The 19,656-nt window shown below is 71.0% G+C and carries 23 protein-coding genes; 13 read left to right on the top strand and 10 right to left on the bottom strand.

The window, feature by feature from the left end; all coding sequences use genetic code 11:
* Positions 1–14: 14 nt before the first annotated feature.
* The gene (locus ACF07V_RS02850) at positions 15–1,022 is read right to left on the bottom strand and encodes a hypothetical protein (RefSeq protein WP_392151073.1); all 1,008 of its coding nucleotides are present in this window, start codon (positions 1,020–1,022) and stop codon (positions 15–17) included.
* 93 nt (positions 1,023–1,115) lie between these two features.
* Positions 1,116–1,331, bottom strand: coding sequence for a hypothetical protein (locus ACF07V_RS02845; RefSeq protein ID WP_392151072.1), 216 nt, complete (start codon positions 1,329–1,331; stop codon positions 1,116–1,118).
* A 305-nt stretch (positions 1,332–1,636) separates the two neighbouring features.
* Between ACF07V_RS02845 and ACF07V_RS02840 the strand changes: the two genes are divergently transcribed.
* On the top strand, positions 1,637–2,446 hold the full coding sequence (locus tag ACF07V_RS02840) for a hypothetical protein (RefSeq protein ID WP_392151071.1): 810 nt from the start codon (positions 1,637–1,639) through the stop codon (positions 2,444–2,446).
* Between the two features lie 33 nt (positions 2,447–2,479).
* Here the strand turns inward: ACF07V_RS02840 and ACF07V_RS02835 are convergent, their stop codons facing one another.
* The 4 genes from ACF07V_RS02835 to ACF07V_RS02820 form a co-directional block, all read right to left on the bottom strand.
* Positions 2,480–2,779 (bottom strand): hypothetical protein, encoded by a 300-nt coding sequence (locus ACF07V_RS02835; RefSeq protein ID WP_392151070.1) that lies wholly within the window; start codon positions 2,777–2,779, stop codon positions 2,480–2,482.
* 113 nt (positions 2,780–2,892) lie between these two features.
* On the bottom strand, positions 2,893–3,183 hold the full coding sequence (locus ACF07V_RS02830) for a hypothetical protein (RefSeq protein WP_392151069.1): 291 nt from the start codon (positions 3,181–3,183) through the stop codon (positions 2,893–2,895).
* A gap of 89 nt (positions 3,184–3,272) precedes the next feature.
* A complete protein-coding gene (locus ACF07V_RS02825; RefSeq protein ID WP_392151068.1) occupies positions 3,273–3,884 on the bottom strand; it encodes a phage tail protein in 612 nt (203 codons plus the stop codon).
* Between the two features lie 123 nt (positions 3,885–4,007).
* Positions 4,008–4,415, bottom strand: a complete 408-nt coding sequence (locus ACF07V_RS02820; protein WP_392151067.1) for a hypothetical protein — start codon at positions 4,413–4,415, stop codon at positions 4,008–4,010.
* A gap of 1,028 nt (positions 4,416–5,443) precedes the next feature.
* On the opposite strand from ACF07V_RS02820, the gene ACF07V_RS02815 reads away from it, so the two are divergent.
* Positions 5,444–6,268 (top strand): hypothetical protein, encoded by an 825-nt coding sequence (locus ACF07V_RS02815; RefSeq protein ID WP_392151066.1) that lies wholly within the window; start codon positions 5,444–5,446, stop codon positions 6,266–6,268.
* 73 nt (positions 6,269–6,341) lie between these two features.
* Here ACF07V_RS02815 and ACF07V_RS02810 read toward each other — a convergent pair whose 3' ends face one another.
* From ACF07V_RS02810 to ACF07V_RS02800, 3 genes are read right to left on the bottom strand one after another with little or no spacing between them, the layout of a single operon-like run.
* On the bottom strand, positions 6,342–6,545 hold the full coding sequence (locus ACF07V_RS02810) for a hypothetical protein (RefSeq protein WP_030687838.1): 204 nt from the start codon (positions 6,543–6,545) through the stop codon (positions 6,342–6,344).
* Positions 6,539–7,285: a hypothetical protein gene (locus ACF07V_RS02805; RefSeq protein WP_392151065.1), complete on the bottom strand. Its 747-nt coding sequence runs from the start codon at positions 7,283–7,285 to the stop codon at positions 6,539–6,541. The genes ACF07V_RS02810 and ACF07V_RS02805 overlap by 7 nt, the downstream gene beginning before the upstream one ends.
* Positions 7,278–7,553 carry a WhiB family transcriptional regulator gene (locus tag ACF07V_RS02800; protein WP_392151064.1) on the bottom strand — a complete coding sequence of 92 codons (276 nt, stop codon included), beginning with the start codon at positions 7,551–7,553 and terminating at the stop codon, positions 7,278–7,280. Before ACF07V_RS02800 ends, ACF07V_RS02805 begins: the two co-directional genes overlap by 8 nt.
* 251 nt (positions 7,554–7,804) lie before the next feature.
* On the opposite strand from ACF07V_RS02800, the gene ACF07V_RS02795 reads away from it, so the two are divergent.
* From ACF07V_RS02795 to tuf, 5 genes are all read left to right on the top strand, one after another.
* Entirely contained in the window at positions 7,805–8,254 is a 450-nt protein-coding gene (locus ACF07V_RS02795) for a helix-turn-helix domain-containing protein (protein WP_392151063.1), read from the top strand.
* A 773-nt stretch (positions 8,255–9,027) separates the two neighbouring features.
* Positions 9,028–9,399 carry a 30S ribosomal protein S12 gene (gene rpsL / locus ACF07V_RS02790; RefSeq protein ID WP_003948652.1) on the top strand — a complete coding sequence of 124 codons (372 nt, stop codon included), beginning with the start codon at positions 9,028–9,030 and terminating at the stop codon, positions 9,397–9,399.
* Between the two features lie 2 nt (positions 9,400–9,401).
* A complete protein-coding gene (rpsG, locus tag ACF07V_RS02785) occupies positions 9,402–9,872 on the top strand; it encodes a 30S ribosomal protein S7 (protein WP_015035567.1) in 471 nt (156 codons plus the stop codon).
* Positions 9,873–9,911: 39 nt separating this feature from the next.
* A complete protein-coding gene (fusA, locus tag ACF07V_RS02780) occupies positions 9,912–12,041 on the top strand; it encodes an elongation factor G (RefSeq protein ID WP_369145961.1) in 2,130 nt (709 codons plus the stop codon).
* 152 nt (positions 12,042–12,193) lie between these two features.
* The gene (gene tuf, locus ACF07V_RS02775; protein ID WP_116159348.1) at positions 12,194–13,387 is read left to right on the top strand and encodes an elongation factor Tu; all 1,194 of its coding nucleotides are present in this window, start codon (positions 12,194–12,196) and stop codon (positions 13,385–13,387) included.
* Positions 13,388–13,479: 92 nt separating this feature from the next.
* Here tuf and ACF07V_RS02770 read toward each other — a convergent pair whose 3' ends face one another.
* Positions 13,480–15,453, bottom strand: coding sequence for a PIG-L family deacetylase (locus tag ACF07V_RS02770; protein ID WP_392151062.1), 1,974 nt, complete (start codon positions 15,451–15,453; stop codon positions 13,480–13,482).
* Between the two features lie 200 nt (positions 15,454–15,653).
* Here ACF07V_RS02770 and ACF07V_RS02765 point away from each other — a divergent pair, with 200 nt between their 5' ends.
* The 6 genes from ACF07V_RS02765 (at position 15,654) to rplW (ending at position 19,656) form a co-directional block, all read left to right on the top strand.
* Complete coding sequence (locus ACF07V_RS02765; RefSeq protein ID WP_392151061.1) at positions 15,654–16,016, top strand: YciI family protein; 363 nt, start codon at positions 15,654–15,656, stop codon at positions 16,014–16,016.
* Entirely contained in the window at positions 16,013–17,254 is a 1,242-nt protein-coding gene (locus tag ACF07V_RS02760; RefSeq protein ID WP_392151060.1) for an RNA polymerase sigma factor, read from the top strand. The genes ACF07V_RS02765 and ACF07V_RS02760 overlap by 4 nt, the downstream gene beginning before the upstream one ends.
* Before the next feature lie 454 nt (positions 17,255–17,708).
* Positions 17,709–18,017, top strand: coding sequence for a 30S ribosomal protein S10 (gene rpsJ / locus ACF07V_RS02755; RefSeq protein WP_003948644.1), 309 nt, complete (start codon positions 17,709–17,711; stop codon positions 18,015–18,017).
* 13 nt (positions 18,018–18,030) lie between these two features.
* Complete coding sequence (rplC, locus tag ACF07V_RS02750; protein WP_030687820.1) at positions 18,031–18,675, top strand: 50S ribosomal protein L3; 645 nt, start codon at positions 18,031–18,033, stop codon at positions 18,673–18,675.
* A 7-nt stretch (positions 18,676–18,682) separates the two neighbouring features.
* A complete protein-coding gene (gene rplD, locus ACF07V_RS02745; protein WP_392151059.1) occupies positions 18,683–19,333 on the top strand; it encodes a 50S ribosomal protein L4 in 651 nt (216 codons plus the stop codon).
* Entirely contained in the window at positions 19,333–19,656 is a 324-nt protein-coding gene (rplW, locus tag ACF07V_RS02740; protein ID WP_041130775.1) for a 50S ribosomal protein L23, read from the top strand. Before rplD ends, rplW begins: the two co-directional genes overlap by 1 nt.

The following is a 19,656-nucleotide window of genomic DNA, read 5'->3' as shown; positions in this document are numbered from 1 at the left end:
CGAGGGGGTGGGGATCAGGTGGTGGGGGCGATTTCCTGGGCGGCGCGGTGAGCGGCCAGCTTGAGGTCGTTGAACGCCTGGGCGACGTTCCTGCCCGCGTCGGCGAGGGCGCTGGCGGCGCCGGCGGTGGTCCGCAGGGTCGTGGCGTCGGGGAGGCTCCGCGGCTGGAAGTGCCGCTGGGCGCCGGAGAGCTTGCCGACCGCCTTGGCGAGCTCGGTCATCTTGGTGGGGTTGGACTTGCCGACGGTCTTGTTGATCTTGTCGAGCTCGCGGTGGTCCGGCGTCTTCGCGGGGTCGAACTTCTCCAGGGCGTCGGCGAGTTGCCCCATCTTGGTGGGGTTGGAGGCCGTGACGGCCGCGTTGATCTTGTCGACGGCGCCGGCGGTCTTGGTGATGGCGCGGGCGCTCGGCAGCTTGTCGATGTTGGTGAGGAACGAGGGGGCGTGCTGGTTGAACGTGTCCAGGTGCGGGTTCAGCAGCTGGAGCTGGTAGCGCAGGGGGGCGAAGTTCGCGTTCCGCGGGATCGCGGCCAGGTTGCCGCCGGCGGCGTCCTCCCGGTTCTCGACGTCGGTCCGGTTCTGGAGGCGGATGCCGCGGCCGGTGTTGGAGGTGGCCAGCACCCGGCCGTTGGTGTTGCCCATCATGCGGGCCGGCAGCTGCTGGATGTCCCGCTGGAGTTTGACCACCCAGGCGGTGAGGATGACGCCCATCGCGGGGATCATGAGGCCCACGATGGCCGACCCGAGGTACCAGCCCCACTTGGTGTCGGCCCCGCTCCTGCTCTCGTAGTACTTCTCGAGCGCGGCGCCGAAGCCGTCCAGGCCCATGGCCTCCAGGAACTCGGACTTCTTCGCCTTGGTGAGCTCGTCGTACATCGACTGGAAGTGTTCGGTCCACTTCTCGGGCAGCTGCTTCTGGAAGTACTGCTCCGTGACCAGCGGGGTGCCGTCCGACTTCGTGAGGTAGGTCCTCAGGTCCTGGATCTCCTTGGAGATCTCCATGTTCGTTTTTTCGTCTGCCATGGTTTGCTCCGCTTCCGGCCGGTGACGGCCAAGCGCCGAAAAGCCCCCGCCGGTTCCGGCAGGGGCTCGTTCGTGTGGGGGCAGCCGGCGCGGCTACACGGCGCCCTCGTCATGGCGGGAGCCGCGGCGCACCGTCGCGAGGGCGTCGTTCCAGCCCGCCGTGTACGCGAGGGTCTCGTAGCGGCTGACCTCGGCGTACAGCGTGCCGAGCAGCGCTCTCTTGTCGAGGGCGACGGGTCCGTCGAGGAGCTGGCGGAGGCGGTCCTGGAGCGGGATGTGCGGTCGCGATGCCTCGGCCTGCTGAGTCATGGACGCCTGCCTTCCGGTTGCTTGCCCGTGCGTGTGTGGCGGCGCCGCGGAGTCAGGAGCGGGGGCACCACGTGTTCGAACTGCTGTGCGAACAGAGTGTGGAACATCTGTTCGATGTTTGTCGAGCGGGAAACACCTGACGGTGTGTCTTCCTGCGGGTTCCCCATGGGTCTTGTGCCTAGAACAGAGCTTCTGTTCGACCGGGTACCCTGGAAGGCGCGTTCCCTGGACCTGACTTATTCGGGGAGCCGGGGGGCGCGAGGGGCGCGTGGGGACCCCAGGGGGTTGGAAGGCAGTGCTGACGCATGGACACCGAGCCGGGCGCCAACCGGCGCGAGCAGGTCATCGACTGGCTCGAATCCCATCCTGATCTGCCCCACCTGTTCGCCCGGCTCGCCGAACTCGTCCATGTCGCCGGGTACGCCCCGGAGGACCTCGTCGTGCTGCCCCGCGCCGAGGTGGACCGTCGCGAGACCGCCGCGTTCACCGCCGGCTGGGCCGAGGCCGTCTCCGACGAACTCCCCCGTATCCGCAGGGAGTACGAGCGGCGCGTCGCCGACGCCTACGCGCAGGGCCAGGGTGACGCGCGTGGAATACGGCGCCCGCAGCGGCGCACGGACTCCGCCCACCAGGACGGCGCCCGCGTGATCGAGCTGCCCTTCGCCCGGCTCCTGGAACCCCCGGCCGCGGTGGTCAAGGCCGAGGAGCGCGTCCGCCGGGAGCGCGAGCTGTTCGAACAGCGCCCCGAGCCGGAGCGTGTGGAGTACGAGGAGCACGAGGAGTACGAGCCGGAGCCCGCGCCCGTACCCGTGCCCGCTCCGCTGGACGAACCCGAGCCGGAGCACGCCGCCGAACCCGCGCCCGAACCGGAGCCCGAGGCGGAGGTGCGGGTGACCGCCCAGGAGAGCCGCCCCCGCAGAAACCCCCAGCCGGTGCGGAAGGTCGTCCGCGGCAAAGGCGGCCGCCCGATCGTGCCTCCGCTCAGCGGCGTACCCGGTCAGGCCGGGGGGACCCCCGAGCGGCGCGGACGCCGGCTCTCCGAACGGGCCAGGAGCCTGGAGGAGGAACTGGCCGCCGAGCGAGCACAGGAAGCGCCCCCGGAGCCCGCTTCCTGACGGGAGCGGGAACCGGGGGCGAAGGGGGGAGTGCTAGCCGAAGAAGCGGGCCAGGGCCGACGGGGAGACTGCCGGTCCGGCACTCACCTCCGCCGACTCCCCGTCCCGCTCCTCGCCGTCCTCGTCCGTGACACCCGGACGCGGAACGGGCTTCGGCGGATCGGGTGCCTCGTCGTCCTCGCCGGTGTTGACGCACTGGAACATCCAGTTCGCGACGGCCAGATGGTCCACGGCCGCGGCGAGGAGATGGTCGGAGAGCGACCACTCCGCCGACTCGCCGTGGAGCTCGCGCTGCACCGCGCCGTCCGCCGGAAGGTGCTTGATCAGCACCATCAGACGCCGGCTGGAGAGCTCGCCCCGGTGCCAGTCGAGGAGATCGGTGGCGTAGTAGCGGAGCAGGTCCGCTTCGAGGGCCTCGGCGTGTTCGTCGACGAACTCGACGAGGCTCAGTCTTCCCCCAGGCCGAGCCCGGTCTCCTTGCCGTAGGCCTCCAGGATCGCGGCGATGTCCTGCATCGTGAGGTCGTGCTCCTCGAAGCGGGCGAACTGCTCCTCACCCATCAGGAGCGCGAGCAGGCCGTCCACGTCGTTGTCGTCGAGCTTCCGCAGCGCCTTCGCGGTCTTGCGGGAGAGCTCGGTGGGAAGCGTGTAGGCCTCGCCGTCCAGCTCGAAGGACCAGGTGCGGCCGTGGGCCTCCAGGCGCTGGGCGCGGGCGGCGTTGACGTCGAAACGGGCCATGGTGATGCGTACTCCTTGTTCGAGTGAGTGAGGAGGAGAGGGGGTGGGGCGGGACGGCGGTGCGCCGTCCCGCCCCGGGTGGAGAAGGATCAGACGGTCGCGGAGTACTGGCTGTCCTTCATGAGGAAGGTCGCCAGCGGCTTGCCGTCGCCCTTCGACATGGCGGTGAAGGTGACGCCCAGCTGGGAGGCCGCCTTGCGGGCCAGCTTGATGTCGTCGGTCGCGGTGACCTGGCCGCGCGGGATGATGAAGCGGTACTTCACCGCGGTCGTGCCACCGGCCTTGACGTCGGTGAACTCCAGGCCGAGGGCGCGGACGTCCGAGAACGGACGCTCGGCGATCTCGTACCGGTAGGTGTCGACCGCCGGGGTCGGCTCGGCCTTCACCGCGTCACCGCCCATGAAGAACGGCAGCGTGTCCTCGTTGAACTGGAGCAGCGAGAACTTCAGCGACAGGTCACGGCTCGAGTAGATGTAGTGGACCGGGGAGACCGACTGCCACGAGTCGATGGCCTCCAGCTTGTCCTTCTTCGAGAACGTGACGCCGTCGCCGGAGGTGAAGCCGAGGTCCTTCCAGCCCGCGCCGGACCAGTCGGCGGCGGAGTCCGTGCCGAAGGTGGCGGGGAGGGAGGTGCCGGCGTCGGCGACGTAGAGCTTGCCGATGCCTGCGACGCGGATCTCGGCGGAGTTGTTTCCTGCCATGGTGGGTTTCTCCTTGTTTTGTGAGGGCTGCCGGTGCCCGGACGTCGGGTCCGGGTACGGCAAAGGCCCCGCCGAACGGCGAGGCCTGGTCTGTGGGTCGCTGGGTCTTGAGGACGTGGGTGTCTAGAAGACGTTCAGCGAGAGCTGGATGACGCAGAGGTAGCGATTGGCGCCCCGGTAGAGGTAGTCGGGCATCCAGCGCGGCCCGTCCTGCTCCTCGACGTCGCTGACGAAGTTGGCGCCGAGCTGCTTGCCGATGGTGGCGAGCAGGGCCCGCCGGGCGGCGTTGGCGAGGACGTGGGCCGCGTTCTTCGTCGGTCCGTACACCTCGAACTCGATCAGCGGCTTGTCGACGTGCAGGTCGCCGATCCAGGCGCCGCCGCGGCGGTTCACCAGGACGGCGTTCTGCGTGCCGTCGAAGCCGGCCGGCGCCTGGACGGCGACCGTGATGCCGGCCATCGCCGGGTCGGCCTTGAGGACGTCGACGACCAGCTTCTCGACGTCCGGGAACGCACTCGGGGGAGTGGTCATGACGGTTCTCCTCGGGAGAAGGGGAGGCGGGACGGGCGGTGCGGGGGCCGTCCGGGGCGCTCGACGCGGGGGAGGGGCGGGGGCGCGGAGCGCTCCCGGACGGCGTACGGCGGAGGCTGCGGCCCGTCTCGCGGGCACAGCTCCGCCGCTGCACCAACTGTGACAGGGAGCGTGCGCGCACGCAACTAGTTCTGAACCCGATCCCCGCACGGCCCTCCGGGAGTCCCGCCGCAGCACGGCCTCCCCACGGCGAAATCCACCCGGCCCGGGCCCCACGCCCGCCCCGGTGTCCGGGCCCCGTGTCCGGGCCCCGTGCCCGCCCCGGTGTCCGGGCCCCGTGCCCGCCCCGGTGTCCGGGCCCCGTGCCCGGCTCCGTGTCCGGGCCCCGTGTCCGGGCCCCGTGCCCGGCTCCGTGTCCGGGCCGTACGCCCGGGCCGGTCCGCCCCGCGGCTGCGGCGCGGGCCGCGCCCCGCACGGGCGGGGCCCGTCCGCCCCGCGCGGCACGGCCTCCCCGCGGCGGAATCCGCCCGGGCCGCGCCCCACGCCCGCGCCCTCCGCCCGGGCCGGTCTGCCCCGCGGCTAGGGCCCGGCCGTCCGTCCCGCGCGGCTTCGGCCCGGCCGTCCGTCCCGCGCGGCTTCGGCCCGGCCTCCCCGCGGCGGAATCCGCCCGGGTCGCGCCCCACGCCCGCGCCCTCCGCCCGGGCCGCGCCCCACGCCCGCGCCCTCCGCCCGGGCGGGTCTGCCCCGCGGCTAGGGCCCGGCCGTCCGTCCCGCGCGGCTTCGGCCCGGCCTCCCCGCGGCGGAATCCGCCCGGGTCGCGCCCCACGCCCGCGCCCTCCGCCCGGGCGGGTCTGCCCCGCGGCTTCGGCCCGGGCCGCGTCCCGCGTGGCTGCCGCCCGCCCGTCCAGCCGCGCGGCTTCGGCCCATCCGTCCGCCCCGCGCGGCCGTGGCCGCTCCGGGCGGCCGGGCGTGCGGTTCCCGGGTGGGTGCCCGGTAGGTTGAGCGGCCCCGACCCAGGAGCCGCCCCCGTGTCCGCCCGCCACCGCCTGCTCTACGTGACCGACCTCGCCTACCCGGCCCGGGGCCGGCGCTACGGCGACGAGGACGTCCACCTCACCGCCCGGCTCCGCGAGAGCTTCGACCTGGCGCTCTGTCACCCGCTCGACGCCGCCGCCCTCATGGACGGCTTCGACGCCGTCGTCGTCCGCAACAGCGGCCCGGTCCTCGGCTACCAGCAGGAGTACGAGGCCTTCCGCGCGCAGGCCCTGGCCCGCGGCACCCGCGTCTACAACCCCCTCCACGGCCGCGGCGACATGGCCGGCAAGCAGTACCTCCTCGACCTCACCGCCGCCGGATTCCCCGTCATCCCCACCGTCGACCGGCCCGAGGACCTCCACCGCCTGCCCGAAGCCGCCCAGTACGCGGTCAAGCCCAAGGCCGGCGCCGACTCGATAGGGCTTCGCTTCCTCCCGTACGAGGACCTCGCCGGCCTCGCCTACGGCGACGTCCTCGTCCAGCCGCGCGTCGACTTCCGGTACGAGGTCTCCTTCTACTTCGTCGACGACCTCTTCCAGTACGCCCTGTACGCCCCCGACCCCGAGCGCCGCTGGGTCCTGGAGCCGTACGAACCGACCGCCGAGGACCTCGCCCTCGCCCGCCGCTTCATCGACTGGAACACCCTCGACCACGGCATCCAGCGCGTCGACGCCTGTCGCGCCCCCGACGGCGAGCTGCTCCTCGTCGAGCTGGAGGACCTCAACCCGTACCTCTCCCTCGACCGCGTCCCCGAGGACACCCGCGAGCGCTTCGCCACCGCCTTCGCCGACTCGCTCCGCCGCTTCCTGGCGGCATGACGAAGCGCCCCGCGTCCGGGAAGGACGCGGGGCGCTTCGTCATACGAGTCGTACGAGAACGGGGGGGCAGCAGTCAGGCGGTACGGGGTCGGCGGCGGGCCAGTCGCTCCGCCGCGAAGACGTCCTCCAGGCGGAAGAGCTGCGCCCGGCCCGCCCGGCCCGCGGCCCGCAGATGGCCCAGCTGGACCCACTTGCGGATCGTCGCGGGCGCCACCCCCGCCTCCTCGGCGGCCAGTGGGCCGGGGACCAGGGTGGGCAGTGCGGGCGAGCTCAGCACGAGGTCTCCTTCGGGTCGTCCATCGCCGCCTCGATCTCCTCGGTACGGGTCCCCGACGCCTCCGACAGCTCCTCCCACCGTTCCTCCGGCCACAGGTGCCGGTAGGACGGGTCGTCCTGGCAGCCGCAGACCTCGTCCGTGCAGACACAGGCCGGGTTCACGCACAGCACCGCGCGCCGGTCCGGGAACGCCCGCAGCGACACCGAGTCGCACCAGGGGCAGCGGCCCGAGACCCGCACGACCGTCTCCGAGTCGCCGAGCGTCCGCGCGCAGCGCCGGGCCATCCGGCGGATCTCGTCCCGTACGTGCCGGGCCAGGTCCGGGTGGGCCGCGATCGGGTCGAGCAGTCCCACGAGGCGCCGGAGCCGGTCGATCACGCCGGCGCGGGGCGGGCGGGGCAGCGTGAGGCGGGCGCACACCGCCTCCTCCAGCTCCACCACGCCGTCGGTGATGTCCCGGATGGCGTCGGAGACGTGCAGCCGGATCGGGGCGGCCCCGTGGCCGGGGACGGAGAGCCCGTGCCGCTGCTGGAGCAGCAGCGCCTCCCGGCGCTCCTCGCGGATCAGCTCGTCACGGCCGGCGGGGGAGGGCGCGGGCGCCGTCCCGGCGGGACCGCGCCGCCCGGGCGCGAGCTCCTCCGCGAGCTCGGGGAACTGCCGTACGAGGGAGGCGGTCCAGAGCGCGATGTCCCGCAGGACGAGCGCGACGGCGGGGTCGGACGCGGCGGTGCGGTCAGTCACGGTGGGCGCTTCCCGTCTTCGCCAGGGCCTTCGCCACGCGGTGGGCGTCCGCCGGGCGGCCGTTGCGCCAGAGGCGGCCCGCGCAGACGCCGTCGAAGTAGCTCTCGGCCGGGGCCACCGCCGTCTCGCACTCGCCCCGCACGGGGCAGGAGGCGCAGGCCCGCAGGGCCGGGGCCGCCTCCTTGGCGCGGCGGGCGAAGACGACGGACGGGGAGAGGCCGGCGCACGCGGCGGAGGCCTGCCAGGGGGACGGGTCGGGATGGAACAAGGGGTTCTCCACGGTCCGGGGCCCGCCCGGGCCGCCACGGGGCCGGTGGGGCGCCTGGGGCTCAGGGGGCCGACGAGTGCGGCGGCGAGCCAGACTTACACGTTGCGTGCGAGCGCGCAACAAGATTCGGGAGCGGTGTGGGCTCACCTTCACCGATTCGACACGGTTGCGTGCCCGAAAGCACGTAATTCCGTGCGCGCAAGCACGCTAAGGTGTGGGATCCGGAGGGTGGGGAAAGAGGAGCGGTACACATGAGCACTCAAGGGCTCGACGAGTTCGCAGGCTGGGTCGAAGGCCTGATGAGACAGCGCGGCTACGACATCGACAGCCCGCGCGGCGGCGGCAAGTCCCGGATCGCGGACGAGGCCGGGGTCCACCGCGCGGCCGTCACGCGCCTGCTGCAGCGGCAGAGCATGCCCGACCTGGAGACCATGCGCCGGATCGCCCCGCTGCTCGGCGTCTCCGTCCGCGACATGCTCATCCGGTCCGGGCGCGTGACCCCCGAGGAGCTCCCGATGGCGGCGGATCTGCTGCCGCCGAGCGACTGGCAGCCGTCGATGGAGGACTTCGCCCGCTGGCTGGGCGTGCCGGACGAGCGCATGGGCGTCTTCGTCAAGGTCGTGAACCAGTTCCTGGAGCCCGACGCCGAAGCGGCGGGTACCGGCGAGTCCGCAGAGCCCCGCCGCACGGCCCGCGACTGACCCGCCGCCACCTGGCGGGGGCGGCTTGGCCGGCCCGGCCCGGGAGGCCCCGCAGGGGCCTGGGCGACCCCTGCGGGACCGCCCGGCCTGGACCGCCCCTGCGGGGCCGCCCGGCCTGGACCGCCCCTGCGGGGCCGCCGGGCCTGGACGACCCCTGCGGGGCCGCCGGGCCTGGACGACCCCTGCGGGGCCGCCGGGCCTGGACGACCCCTGCGGGACTGCCGGGCCTGGACGACCCCTGCGGGACCGCCGGGCCTGGACGACCCCTGCGGGACCGCCGGGCCTGGACGACCCCTGCGGGACCGCCCGGTCTGGACCGCCCCTGCGGGAAGGCCCTCCGGGACCGGCGCTCCGGGCCGCCCCGGCCCGGGGTCCCGGGGCGGAGGCCTGTTCCCGGCCGGGCCCCGCCCGTTCCCGCCCGGGCCCGGGCGGAGCCGCCCCGCTCCCGTCCGGGGCCCCGCCGGGAGCGGACCGTTCCCGGTCGTCGGCCCTGGTGGAACCGGTCTCCTTCGGCCCGGCCCCGGTCGGGGTCCCGCGCGTGGGCATTTGTTTTGACCGGAGTCCATGCGATAGGTACGCTCATGCCTTGTGCCTGGGGTGTGCCTGGGCTCCCGTGCGTGTCCTCAACCGCACGGCGAGTCATATACCGGCCACCGTGATCCGCGCTTTTTCCGCCCCTGGCGGAGGTCCGCGAGATTCGACACACCCGACCGCGTGGGTCGGCGAATGTTCCAGGTTAGTTTTACAGACGGCACACAGAAACCGGAGAAGTAGTGCCTACGATCCAGCAGCTGGTCCGTAAGGGCCGGCAGGACAAGGTCGAGAAGAACAAGACGCCCGCACTCGAGGGTTCCCCTCAGCGTCGCGGCGTCTGCACGCGTGTGTTCACGACCACCCCGAAGAAGCCGAACTCGGCCCTCCGTAAGGTCGCGCGTGTGCGTCTGACCTCGGGCATCGAGGTCACGGCCTACATCCCGGGTGAGGGTCACAACCTGCAGGAGCACTCCATCGTGCTCGTGCGTGGTGGCCGTGTGAAGGACCTGCCGGGTGTTCGCTACAAGATCATCCGCGGTTCCCTCGACACGCAGGGCGTCAAGAACCGTAAGCAGGCTCGCAGCCGCTACGGCGCCAAGAAGGAGAAGTAAGAATGCCTCGTAAGGGCCCCGCCCCGAAGCGCCCGGTCATCATCGACCCGGTCTACAGCTCTCCTCTTGTCACCTCGCTGATCAACAAGATCCTGCTGGACGGCAAGCGTTCCACCGCCGAGCGCATCGTGTACGGCGCCATGGAGGGTCTTCGTGAGAAGACCGGCCAGGACCCGGTCATCACGCTGAAGCGCGCTCTCGAGAACGTCAAGCCGGCCCTCGAGGTCAAGTCCCGCCGTGTCGGTGGCGCCACCTACCAGGTGCCGATCGAGGTCAAGCCGGGCCGCGCGTCCACGCTCGCCCTCCGCTGGCTCGTCGGTTACTCCCGCGCCCGTCGCGAGAAGACCATGACCGAGCGCCTCATGAACGAGCTCCTCGACGCCTCCAACGGCCTCGGTGCTGCCGTCAAGAAGCGTGAGGACACGCACAAGATGGCCGAGTCCAACAAGGCCTTCGCGCACTACCGCTGGTAGTCGCAACCCACATCGAGACCGAGAGAAGACTGAGCCGATATGGCTACCACTTCGCTTGACCTGGCCAAGGTGCGCAACATCGGCATCATGGCCCACATCGACGCGGGCAAGACGACCACCACCGAGCGGATCCTGTTCTACACCGGTGTCTCGTACAAGATCGGTGAAGTCCACGACGGCGCTGCCACGATGGACTGGATGGAGCAGGAGCAGGAGCGCGGCATCACGATCACGTCTGCCGCGACGACCTGCCACTGGCCGCTCGAGAATGTCGATCACACGATCAACATCATCGACACGCCGGGTCACGTCGACTTCACCGTCGAGGTGGAGCGTTCGCTGCGCGTGCTCGACGGTGCTGTCACCGTGTTCGACGGTGTGGCCGGTGTCGAGCCCCAGTCCGAGACTGTCTGGCGTCAGGCGGACCGCTACGGCGTCCCGCGCATCTGCTTCGTCAACAAGCTCGACCGTACGGGCGCCGAGTTCCTCCGCTGCGTCGACATGATCGTGGACCGCCTCGGCGCCGTCCCGATCGTCATGCAGCTCCCGATCGGCGCCGAGATGGACTTCCAGGGCGTCATCGACCTGGTCCGCATGAAGGCGCTTGTCTGGTCCGCCGAGGCCAGCAAGGGTGAGATGTACGACGTCGTCGACATCCCGGCGGACAAGCTCGAGCAGGCCGAGGAGTACCGCGCCAAGCTCGTCGAGACCGTCGCGGAGAACGACGAGGAGCTCATGGAGCTCTTCCTCGAGGGCGTCGAGCCCACCGAGGAGCAGCTGTACGCGGCTGTCCGTCGTATCACCATCGCGTCCGGCAAGGGCAACGGCGAGAAGACGGTCACCCCCGTCTTCTGTGGCACCGCGTTCAAGAACAAGGGCGTTCAGCCCCTGCTCGACGCTGTCGTCCGCTACCTCCCGTCGCCCCTGGACGTCGAGGCCATCGAGGGCCACGACGTCAAGGACGCCGAGGTCGTCGTGAAGCGCAAGCCGTCCGACGACGAGCCGCTGTCGGCCCTCGCGTTCAAGATCGCGAGCGACCCGCACCTCGGCAAGCTCACCTTCGTCCGGATCTACTCCGGTCGCCTGGAGGCCGGCACCGCGGTGCTGAACTCCGTCAAGGGCAAGAAGGAGCGCATCGGCAAGATCTACCGCATGCACGCGAACAAGCGTGAGGAGATCGACTCGGTGGGCGCCGGCGACATCGTCGCCGTCATGGGCCTCAAGCAGACCACCACCGGTGAGACGCTGTGCGACGAGAAGAACCCGGTCATCCTGGAGTCCATGGACTTCCCGGCGCCGGTCATCCAGGTCGCCATCGAGCCCAAGTCCAAGGGTGACCAGGAGAAGCTGGGTGTCGCCATCCAGCGTCTCGCGGAGGAGGACCCCTCCTTCCAGGTCCACTCGGACGAGGAGACCGGCCAGACCATCATCGGTGGTATGGGCGAGCTTCACCTCGACATCCTCGTCGACCGTATGCGTCGCGAGTTCAAGGTCGAGGCGAACGTCGGCAAGCCGCAGGTCGCGTACCGCGAGACGATCCGCAAGGCCGTCGAGCGCGTGGACTTCACCCACAAGAAGCAGACCGGTGGTACCGGTCAGTTCGCCAAGGTGCAGATCGCGATCGAGCCCATCGAGGGTGGCGACGCCTCCTACGAGTTCGTGAACAAGGTCACCGGTGGCCGCATCCCGAAGGAGTACATCCCTTCGGTCGACGCGGGTGCGCAGGAGGCCATGCAGTTCGGCATCCTGGCCGGCTACGAGATGACTGGCGTCCGCGTCATCCTTCTCGACGGTGCCTACCACGAGGTCGACTCCTCCGAGCTCGCGTTCAAGATCGCCGGTTCGCAGGCCTTCAAGGAGGCCGCGCGCAAGGCTTCTCCCGTCATCCTTGAGCCGATGATGGCCGTTGAGGTCGTCACGCCCGAGGACTACATGGGCGAGGTCATCGGTGACATCAACTCCCGCCGTGGCCAGATCCAGGCCATGGAGGAGCGCAGCGGCGCCCGCGTCGTGAAGGGCCTCGTGCCGCTCTCGGAGATGTTCGGCTACGTCGGAGACCTCCGCAGCAAGACCTCGGGTCGCGCAAGCTACTCGATGCAGTTCGACTCCTACGCCGAGGTTCCGCGGAACGTCGCCGAGGAGATCATCGCGAAGGCCAAGGGCGAGTAACTCTCCCGAGTTCACGCTTTAGGCTTGACACCAGTTGCCGGGGCTCAGCCCCCCGAAACCCGAGGGATCGGGCCCCGGTTTACTGGCATCCCAGCAAAGATCACCTGGCGCCGATGAAGCAAGGCGTTCAGAACCACTCCAGGAGGACCCCAGTGGCGAAGGCGAAGTTCGAGCGGACTAAGCCGCACGTCAACATCGGCACCATCGGTCACATTGACCACGGTAAGACGACCCTCACGGCCGCCATTACCAAGGTGCTGCACGACGCGTACCCGGACCTGAACGAGGCCTCGGCCTTCGACCAGATCGACAAGGCTCCCGAGGAGCGCCAGCGCGGTATCACCATCTCGATCGCGCACGTCGAGTACCAGACGGAGTCGCGTCACTACGCGCACGTCGACTGCCCCGGTCACGCTGACTACATCAAGAACATGATCACGGGTGCCGCGCAGATGGACGGCGCCATCCTCGTGGTCGCCGCCACCGACGGCCCGATGCCGCAGACCAAGGAGCACGTCCTCCTTGCTCGCCAGGTCGGCGTTCCGTACATCGTCGTCGCCCTGAACAAGGCCGACATGGTGGACGACGAGGAGATCCTCGAGCTCGTCGAGCTCGAGGTCCGTGAGCTCCTCTCCGAGTACGAGTTCCCGGGCGACGACCTGCCGGTCGTCCGCGTCTCGGCGCTCAAGGCGCTCGAGGGCGACAAGGAGTGGGGCGAGAAGCTTCTCGGCCTCATGCACGCCGTCGACGAGTCCATCCCGCAGCCCGAGCGTGACGTCGACAAGCCGTTCCTGATGCCGATCGAGGACGTCTTCACGATCACCGGTCGTGGCACCGTCGTCACCGGTCGTATCGAGCGTGGTGTCCTCAAGGTCAACGAGACCGTCGACATCATCGGCATCAAGACCGAGAAGACCACCACCACGGTCACCGGCATCGAGATGTTCCGCAAGCTGCTCGACGAGGGCCAGGCCGGTGAGAACGTCGGTCTGCTCCTCCGTGGCATCAAGCGCGAGGACGTCGAGCGCGGCCAGGTCATCATCAAGCCGGGTTCGGTCACGCCGCACACCCAGTTCGAGGCCCAGGCCTACATCCTGTCGAAGGACGAGGGTGGCCGTCACACCCCGTTCTTCAACAACTACCGTCCGCAGTTCTACTTCCGTACCACGGACGTGACCGGCGTCGTGACCCTCCCCGAGGGCACCGAGATGGTCATGCCGGGCGACAACACCGCCATGTCCGTCGAGCTGATCCAGCCCGTCGCCATGGAGGAGGGCCTCAAGTTCGCCATCCGTGAGGGTGGCCGGACCGTCGGCGCCGGCCAGGTCGTCAAGATCACTGCCTGATCTTGAACTGACCTGGTAGCTCGCAAGAGCTGCTGAGCAGTGAGGGAAGGCCCCGCACCGAAAGGTGCGGGGCCTTCTCGCGTTCCCGGCTCCTACGGGCGCCGGCTCCAGGGGTGGCCGTCGGCGCCGAGGCCCACCACGGTCGCCCCCCGGGCGTCCACGTGGAGCGCGGCCGAGACCGCCGCCTTCTCCTGTCCACGGAGCCGGCCGCCGGACCTGAGTATCGTCCGGCCCTTCTGGTCCGTGCCGAGCAGGACCGTCCCGAGCTTCGGGGACCGGGCGGCGACCACACCCCCGTACCCGTCGAGACCGGCGTCGCCGGCCGGGCCGGTCAACCGCGCCGCCGCGGGCGCCCGGAAGTAGAGCTCGCCGCCCGCGCTCGCCACCGTGGACCCGGAGAGCGGCAGCGGGGCGGACTGCGGGACCCCGTCCACCCAGTGCCGTACGGACGCACGCCCCGCCGCGTACACATGCACCCGGCCGGCCGGGTCCGTCGAGACGGCCAGGCCGTCCTGGACCTCCGCGTCGCCGGGGAGCGGTCGCCACGGGGACCAGGAGCCGTCCGCCGCCCGCACCCGCGTCGACACGCCCCTGTCCGCGTTCCGTACGAAGAGGTGGACCCGGCCGTCGGGGGCCGTCACCGCCACCGGGGCGCCGATCCGGCGGCCCCGGTCGTCGATGCGCTCCGGATTCCCCAGGCCCCGCCAGGCCAGGAAGGCGCCGCCGGGGGAGCGCTGCTCCAGGAGCACCACCTCGCGCCGGTTGGCCCCGCCGTGCCCGTCGAGCGCGGCGAACCGCACCCCGAGGAGCAGCACCCGGCCGTCCGGGAGGACCGCCGAGCCGAGCGCCGGCGCGAGCGGGCCGCCGCCCAGGTCCACCGGTTCGTCCCAGACGCCGGGCGCGGACTCCCGCCAGCGGACCGCGCGCAGCCCGAGCACCCCGTACGCGGCGAGCCGGCCGTCCGGCTCCACGGCGAGCGCGGGGGCCGCGCCGGGCCAGCGGTGGTGCGTGGAGCGCACCCAGCCCTTGCGGTTGGTCAGCGGCCGCTCGCCGCCGACGCCGTAGTCGCCGCAGCCCGAGGGGTTCCCGCACCGCCAGGAGGGGTCCCCGCCGTACGGGACGAGCCGGTTCGCCTTCTCCTCGAGCACTGCCGGGGGGAGGTTCTTGGGCCAGTGCCGGTTGTAGTAGCCGCGGAAGGCGGTGGTGGTGAAGGCCGGTATCGGCTCCCCGTCCCGTACCGCGTCCGTGACCCAGCGGCACAGGGCGGCCCAGGTGAAGGAGGCGACCGCCGTGTGGTCCCCGTGGTCCGAGTAGCCGGGCTGCTCGGAGTCCCGCTTCCGGACGGCCTCCTCGCTCAGCTGGATGTCGGGGTCCGGGTCCAGGGTGTGCACGACCGTCGGCCGGTAGCGGCGGAGCAGCCCGACGAGGACGTCGATCAGCCGGTCGTAGTCGTAGGTGTCGGCGCGGGTGACGGGGGAGCCGGCCGACAGATGGGTGCGCAGCTCAAGGGCCCGGTCCTGCCAGAGCGCGGGCAGGGCCATGTAGCGGCGGCCGGCGTGCATCGGCAGGTTGAGGAAGACCAGTTCGATCCTGCGGGCGCCGTGCGCGAGGGTGTCGATCTCGGCCCGCCGGCCGCCGGGGAGCGTGAGGACCTCCCGCTGCCAGGAGGTGAAGGCCGGGAGGCCGAGCGCCACCGCGTACGACTGGCGCAGGCCCTGGTGGCGGGCGGAGGAGTAGGCCGCCGGGTCCGGGGGAGTCTCGGGCATCCCCGCGATCCGGTTCCGGCCGGTGTGCTCGCCCGCGGTCACGTACACGGAGACGAGCGGGACGCCCGCGTCGAGCAGCCGCTGGGTGTCCGGGTTCATGAAGTACAGGTCGTCGTCCGGATGCGCGGAGAACTGCAGGAGCAGCGCCCGCCGGTCCCGCGCGGAGTCGATCGGCTTGCCGGGCGCCGGGTCGGCGGTCGGCGCGGTCCGGCGCGGCTCCGGTACGGAACACGCGGCGACGGCCGAGGTGACCGCGAGGGCGGCGGCGAGGACCGCCCGCCGACGGGGTGGAGTGTGCACGACAGGGCCTTTCGCTCAATCGGTCCACTGGAAGACGGATGTGCGAGTGAGCCGGTTGTGCGCCGGGCGTGGGACGTCGGGGAAGATCCCCGAAAAAAGGTCTCAGGAATGTGCGGACGGATGTCGAGGGGACGATCCTGGTTCCGACCGAGGGGTGACAGCGCGCCACCGGGGCGGGCGGGACGGGGAGGACACCCGAGATGAAGTACGTCGCGATGATCTACGGCAACCAGGCCAAGTGGGACTCCTTCCCGGCCGAGGCCTGGCCCGAGGCGATCGCCCGGCAGGAGGCCTTCAACCGCAGGTACCGGGAGAGCGGCGAGCTGCTCGGCGCGTACGGCCTGGCCGACGCGGCCGCGGCCCAGCTCGTACGGCGCGAGGGCGGGGTCCCCGCGGTCACCGACGGCCCGTACCTGGAGACCAAGGAGTACCTGGCCAGCTTCTACCTGCTCGACTGCGACAGCCTGGAGCGGGCCCAGGAGATCGCCGCGGACATGCCCTTCGCGGACGTCGAGCCCGTCGAGCTCTGGCCGATCCTGCACGAGTCCGCGGCGGACGTGTGACCCGCGCGCACGAGATCGAGGACCTGCTGCGCGCCTGTGCGCCGCAGGTCCTCGGCACGCTGGTCCGCCGGTACGGCGACTTCGACCTCTGCGAGGACGCCGTCCAGGAGGCCCTGATCGCCGCGGCCCGGCAGTGGCCGGACGAAGGGGTCCCCGAGCACGCGCGCGCGTGGCTGCTGACCGTCGCCCACCGCAAGTACGTGGACCATGTGCGCAGCGAGGCCGCGCGCCGGCGCCGCGAGGACGCCGTGGCGCTCGCCACCCCGGACTCCGCGCTCCTCTCGCGCGCCGCCGACGACGCTCCGGACACCGACCGGGACGACTCCCTGTCGCTGCTGTTCCTCTGCTGCCACCCCGACCTGTCGCCGCCCAGCCGGATCGCGCTCACCCTGCGCGCCGTCGGCGGCCTCACCACCGCGCAGATCGCCGCCGCCTTCCTCGTGCCCGAGCCGACGATGGCGCAGCGGATCAGCCGCGCCAAGCAGGCGATCAGGGAAGGCGGCCTGTCCCTCGCGCCGCCCGAGGGCGAGGACCGCACCGCCCGCCTCTCCGAGGTGCGGCACGTGCTGTACCTCGTCTTCAACGAGGGCTACACGGCCAGCGGCGGCGACGAGCTCACCGCGCCCGAGCTGTCCACGGAGGCGATCCGGCTCGCCCGGATGCTGCACCGGCTCGTCCCCGACGACACCGAGACGGCGGGCCTGCTCGCGCTGATGCTGCTCACCGACGCCCGCCGCCCGGCCCGCACGGGCCCGCACGGGGAACTCGTACCGCTCGCGGAGCAGGACCGGGGGAGCTGGGACGGCGCCCTGATCGCCGAGGGCGTGGAGCTGATCAGCCGCACCCTGCCGCAGGGCCGGGTCGGCCCGTACCAGCTCCAGGCGGCGATCGCGGCCGTGCACGACGAGGCCGGCTCCGCCGAGGCCACGGACTGGCCGCAGATCCTCGCCCTGTACGAGCTCCTGGAGCACACCGGGCCGAACCCGATGGTCACCCTCAACCGCGCGGTGGCCCTCGCGATGGTCCGGGGCCCGGAGGCGGGTCTGGAACTCCTCGACGGGCTGGCGGCGGACAAGCGGCTCGCCCGGAGCCACCGCCTCCTCGCGACCCGCGCACATCTGCTCGAACTCCTCGGCGAGAAGGAGGGTGCGGCCGCGGCCTACCGCGAGGCGGCCCGCCACACCACCAGCGCGCCCGAGCGGCGCCATCTGACGGAGCGGGCCCGGCGCCTGGGGTGAGGGCCTCGGAGGACGGCCTCGAAGGACGGGGAGGGGGCGCGCGGGACCGGCGCATGCGCCCCGGCGCATGGGTGTACGTGACGTGGGGTACAGTCTTCGCCCCCGATTGGCGGCCGGAAGGCCCCGTATGGCAGACTGTCCAAGTTGCTCGGTTGAGTGCCGATGCTGCGCGCCTCCCGTCGGGAGGACCGGAAGCGAGTCCCACAGTACTCGTCGCTCCTTTTCAGGAGCGGACGTACGGGAATCTTCTGGGAAGCGTCAGCGGGGTGCCGGCCAGGCGCCCGGTGGGTGTTCGCCCCCGGCCTGCGGTCATGGCGACCGTGCCCCCTTGGTTGGGAGATCCCTAGGGATTTCTGCGTAGAGGGAGCGCGACACGCCCGACCGCGTGGGTCGGAGGAGGACGCGAACCGACCGGGTTCCAGAGCGTTAACGAGACAAAGGACTACTAGTAGCCATGGCGGGACAGAAGATCCGCATCCGGCTCAAGGCCTACGACCACGAGGTCATCGACTCCTCGGCGAAGAAGATCGTCGAGACGGTGACCCGCACTGGTGCGTCGGTCGCGGGCCCGGTGCCGCTGCCCACTGAGAAGAACGTGTACTGCGTCATCAAGTCGCCGCACAAGTACAAGGACTCGCGCGAGCACTTCGAGATGCGCACGCACAAGCGCCTCATCGACATCCTCGACCCCACGCCGAAGACGGTTGACTCGCTCATGCGTCTCGACCTGCCGGCGGGCGTCGACATCGAGATCAAGCTCTGAGGTGACGCGCGAGATGGCTAAGAACATCAAGGGCATCCTGGGCGAGAAGCTCGGCATGACGCAGGTCTGGGACGAGAACAACCGGGTCGTCCCGGTGACCGTCGTCAAGGCCGGCCCGAATGTCGTGACCCAGGTCCGTACGAACGACGTCGACGGCTACGAGTCGGTCCAGATCGCCTTCGGCGAGATCGACCCGCGCAAGGTGAACAAGCCCCTCAAGGGCCACTTCGCCAAGGCCGACGTCACCCCGCGCCGCCACCTGGTGGAGCTCCGCACCGCTGACGCCTCCGAGTACACGCTCGGCCAGGAGATCACCGCCGAGGTCTTCGAGGCCGGCGTGAAGGTCGACGTCACCGGTAAGAGCAAGGGCAAGGGCTTCGCCGGTGCGATGAAGCGCCACAACTTCCGTGGTGGCAAGGCCTCGCACGGTGCCCACCGCGTGCACCGCAAGCCCGGTTCGATCGGTGGCTGCGCCACCCCGGGCCGTGTCTTCAAGGGCATGCGCATGGCCGGTCGCATGGGCAACGAGCGTGTGACCACCCAGAACCTGACCGTCCACGCCGTTGACGCCGAGAAGGGTCTGCTGCTCATCAAGGGCGCCGTCCCCGGCCCCAACGGTGGCCTCGTCCTGGTCCGCACCGCGGCCAAGGGGGTTTGAGGAACCGATGAGCACCATTGACATCCTTTCGCCGTCTGGCGACAAGGCCGGGACCGTCGAGCTCCCCGAGGAGATCTTCGGCGCCAAGGTCAGCGTCCCGCTGATCCACCAGGTCGTCGTCGCGCAGCTGGCCGCGGCCCGTCAGGGCACGCACAAGACCAAGACCCGTGGCGAAGTCCGCGGTGGTGGCAAGAAGCCTTACCGCCAGAAGGGCACCGGCCGCGCCCGTCAGGGTTCGACCCGCGCCCCGCAGTTCGCCGGTGGTGGCGTCGTGCACGGTCCCGTGCCGCGTGACTACTCGCAGCGGACCCCGAAGAAGATGAAGGCCGCCGCCCTCCGCGGTGCCCTGTCGGACCGGGCGAACCACTCCCGCATCCACGTCGTCACCGGCGTGGTCGAGGGTGGCATCTCCACCAAGGCCGCCAAGACGCTGCTCGGCAAGATCTCGGAGCGCAAGAACCTGCTCCTGGTCGTCGAGCGCTCCGACGAGGCCGCGTGGCTGTCCGCCCGCAACCTGCCCCAGGTGCACATCCTGGAGCCGGGCCAGCTCAACACGTACGACGTGATCGTCTCCGACGACGTGGTCTTCACCCAGGCCGCCCTCGAGTCCTTCGTGTCTGGCCCCCAGACCGCTGAGACCGAAGGGAGCGACGCCTGATGACTGAGGCCGTCGTCACCAGCAAGACCTTCTCGGACCCGCGCGACATTCTCGTCAAGCCGGTTGTCTCGGAGAAGAGCTACGCCCTGCTGGACGAGAACAAGTACACGTTCATCGTCGCGCCTGGCTCCAACAAGACCCAGATCAAGCAGGCCGTCGAGGCGGTCTTCTCGGTCAAGGTCACCGGGGTCAACACGATCAACCGTCAGGGCAAGCGCAAGCGCACCCGCACCGGTTTCGGCAAGCGCGCCAACACCAAGCGCGCCATCGTGACCCTTGCTGAGGGCAACCGTATCGACATCTTCGGCGGTCCGACCGCCTAA

It is taken from the genome of Streptomyces sp. NPDC015661 (assembly GCF_043077765.1).
Classification (GTDB): domain Bacteria; phylum Actinomycetota; class Actinomycetes; order Streptomycetales; family Streptomycetaceae; genus Streptomyces.
This window is presented reverse-complemented; position numbering and strand designations above follow the sequence as displayed.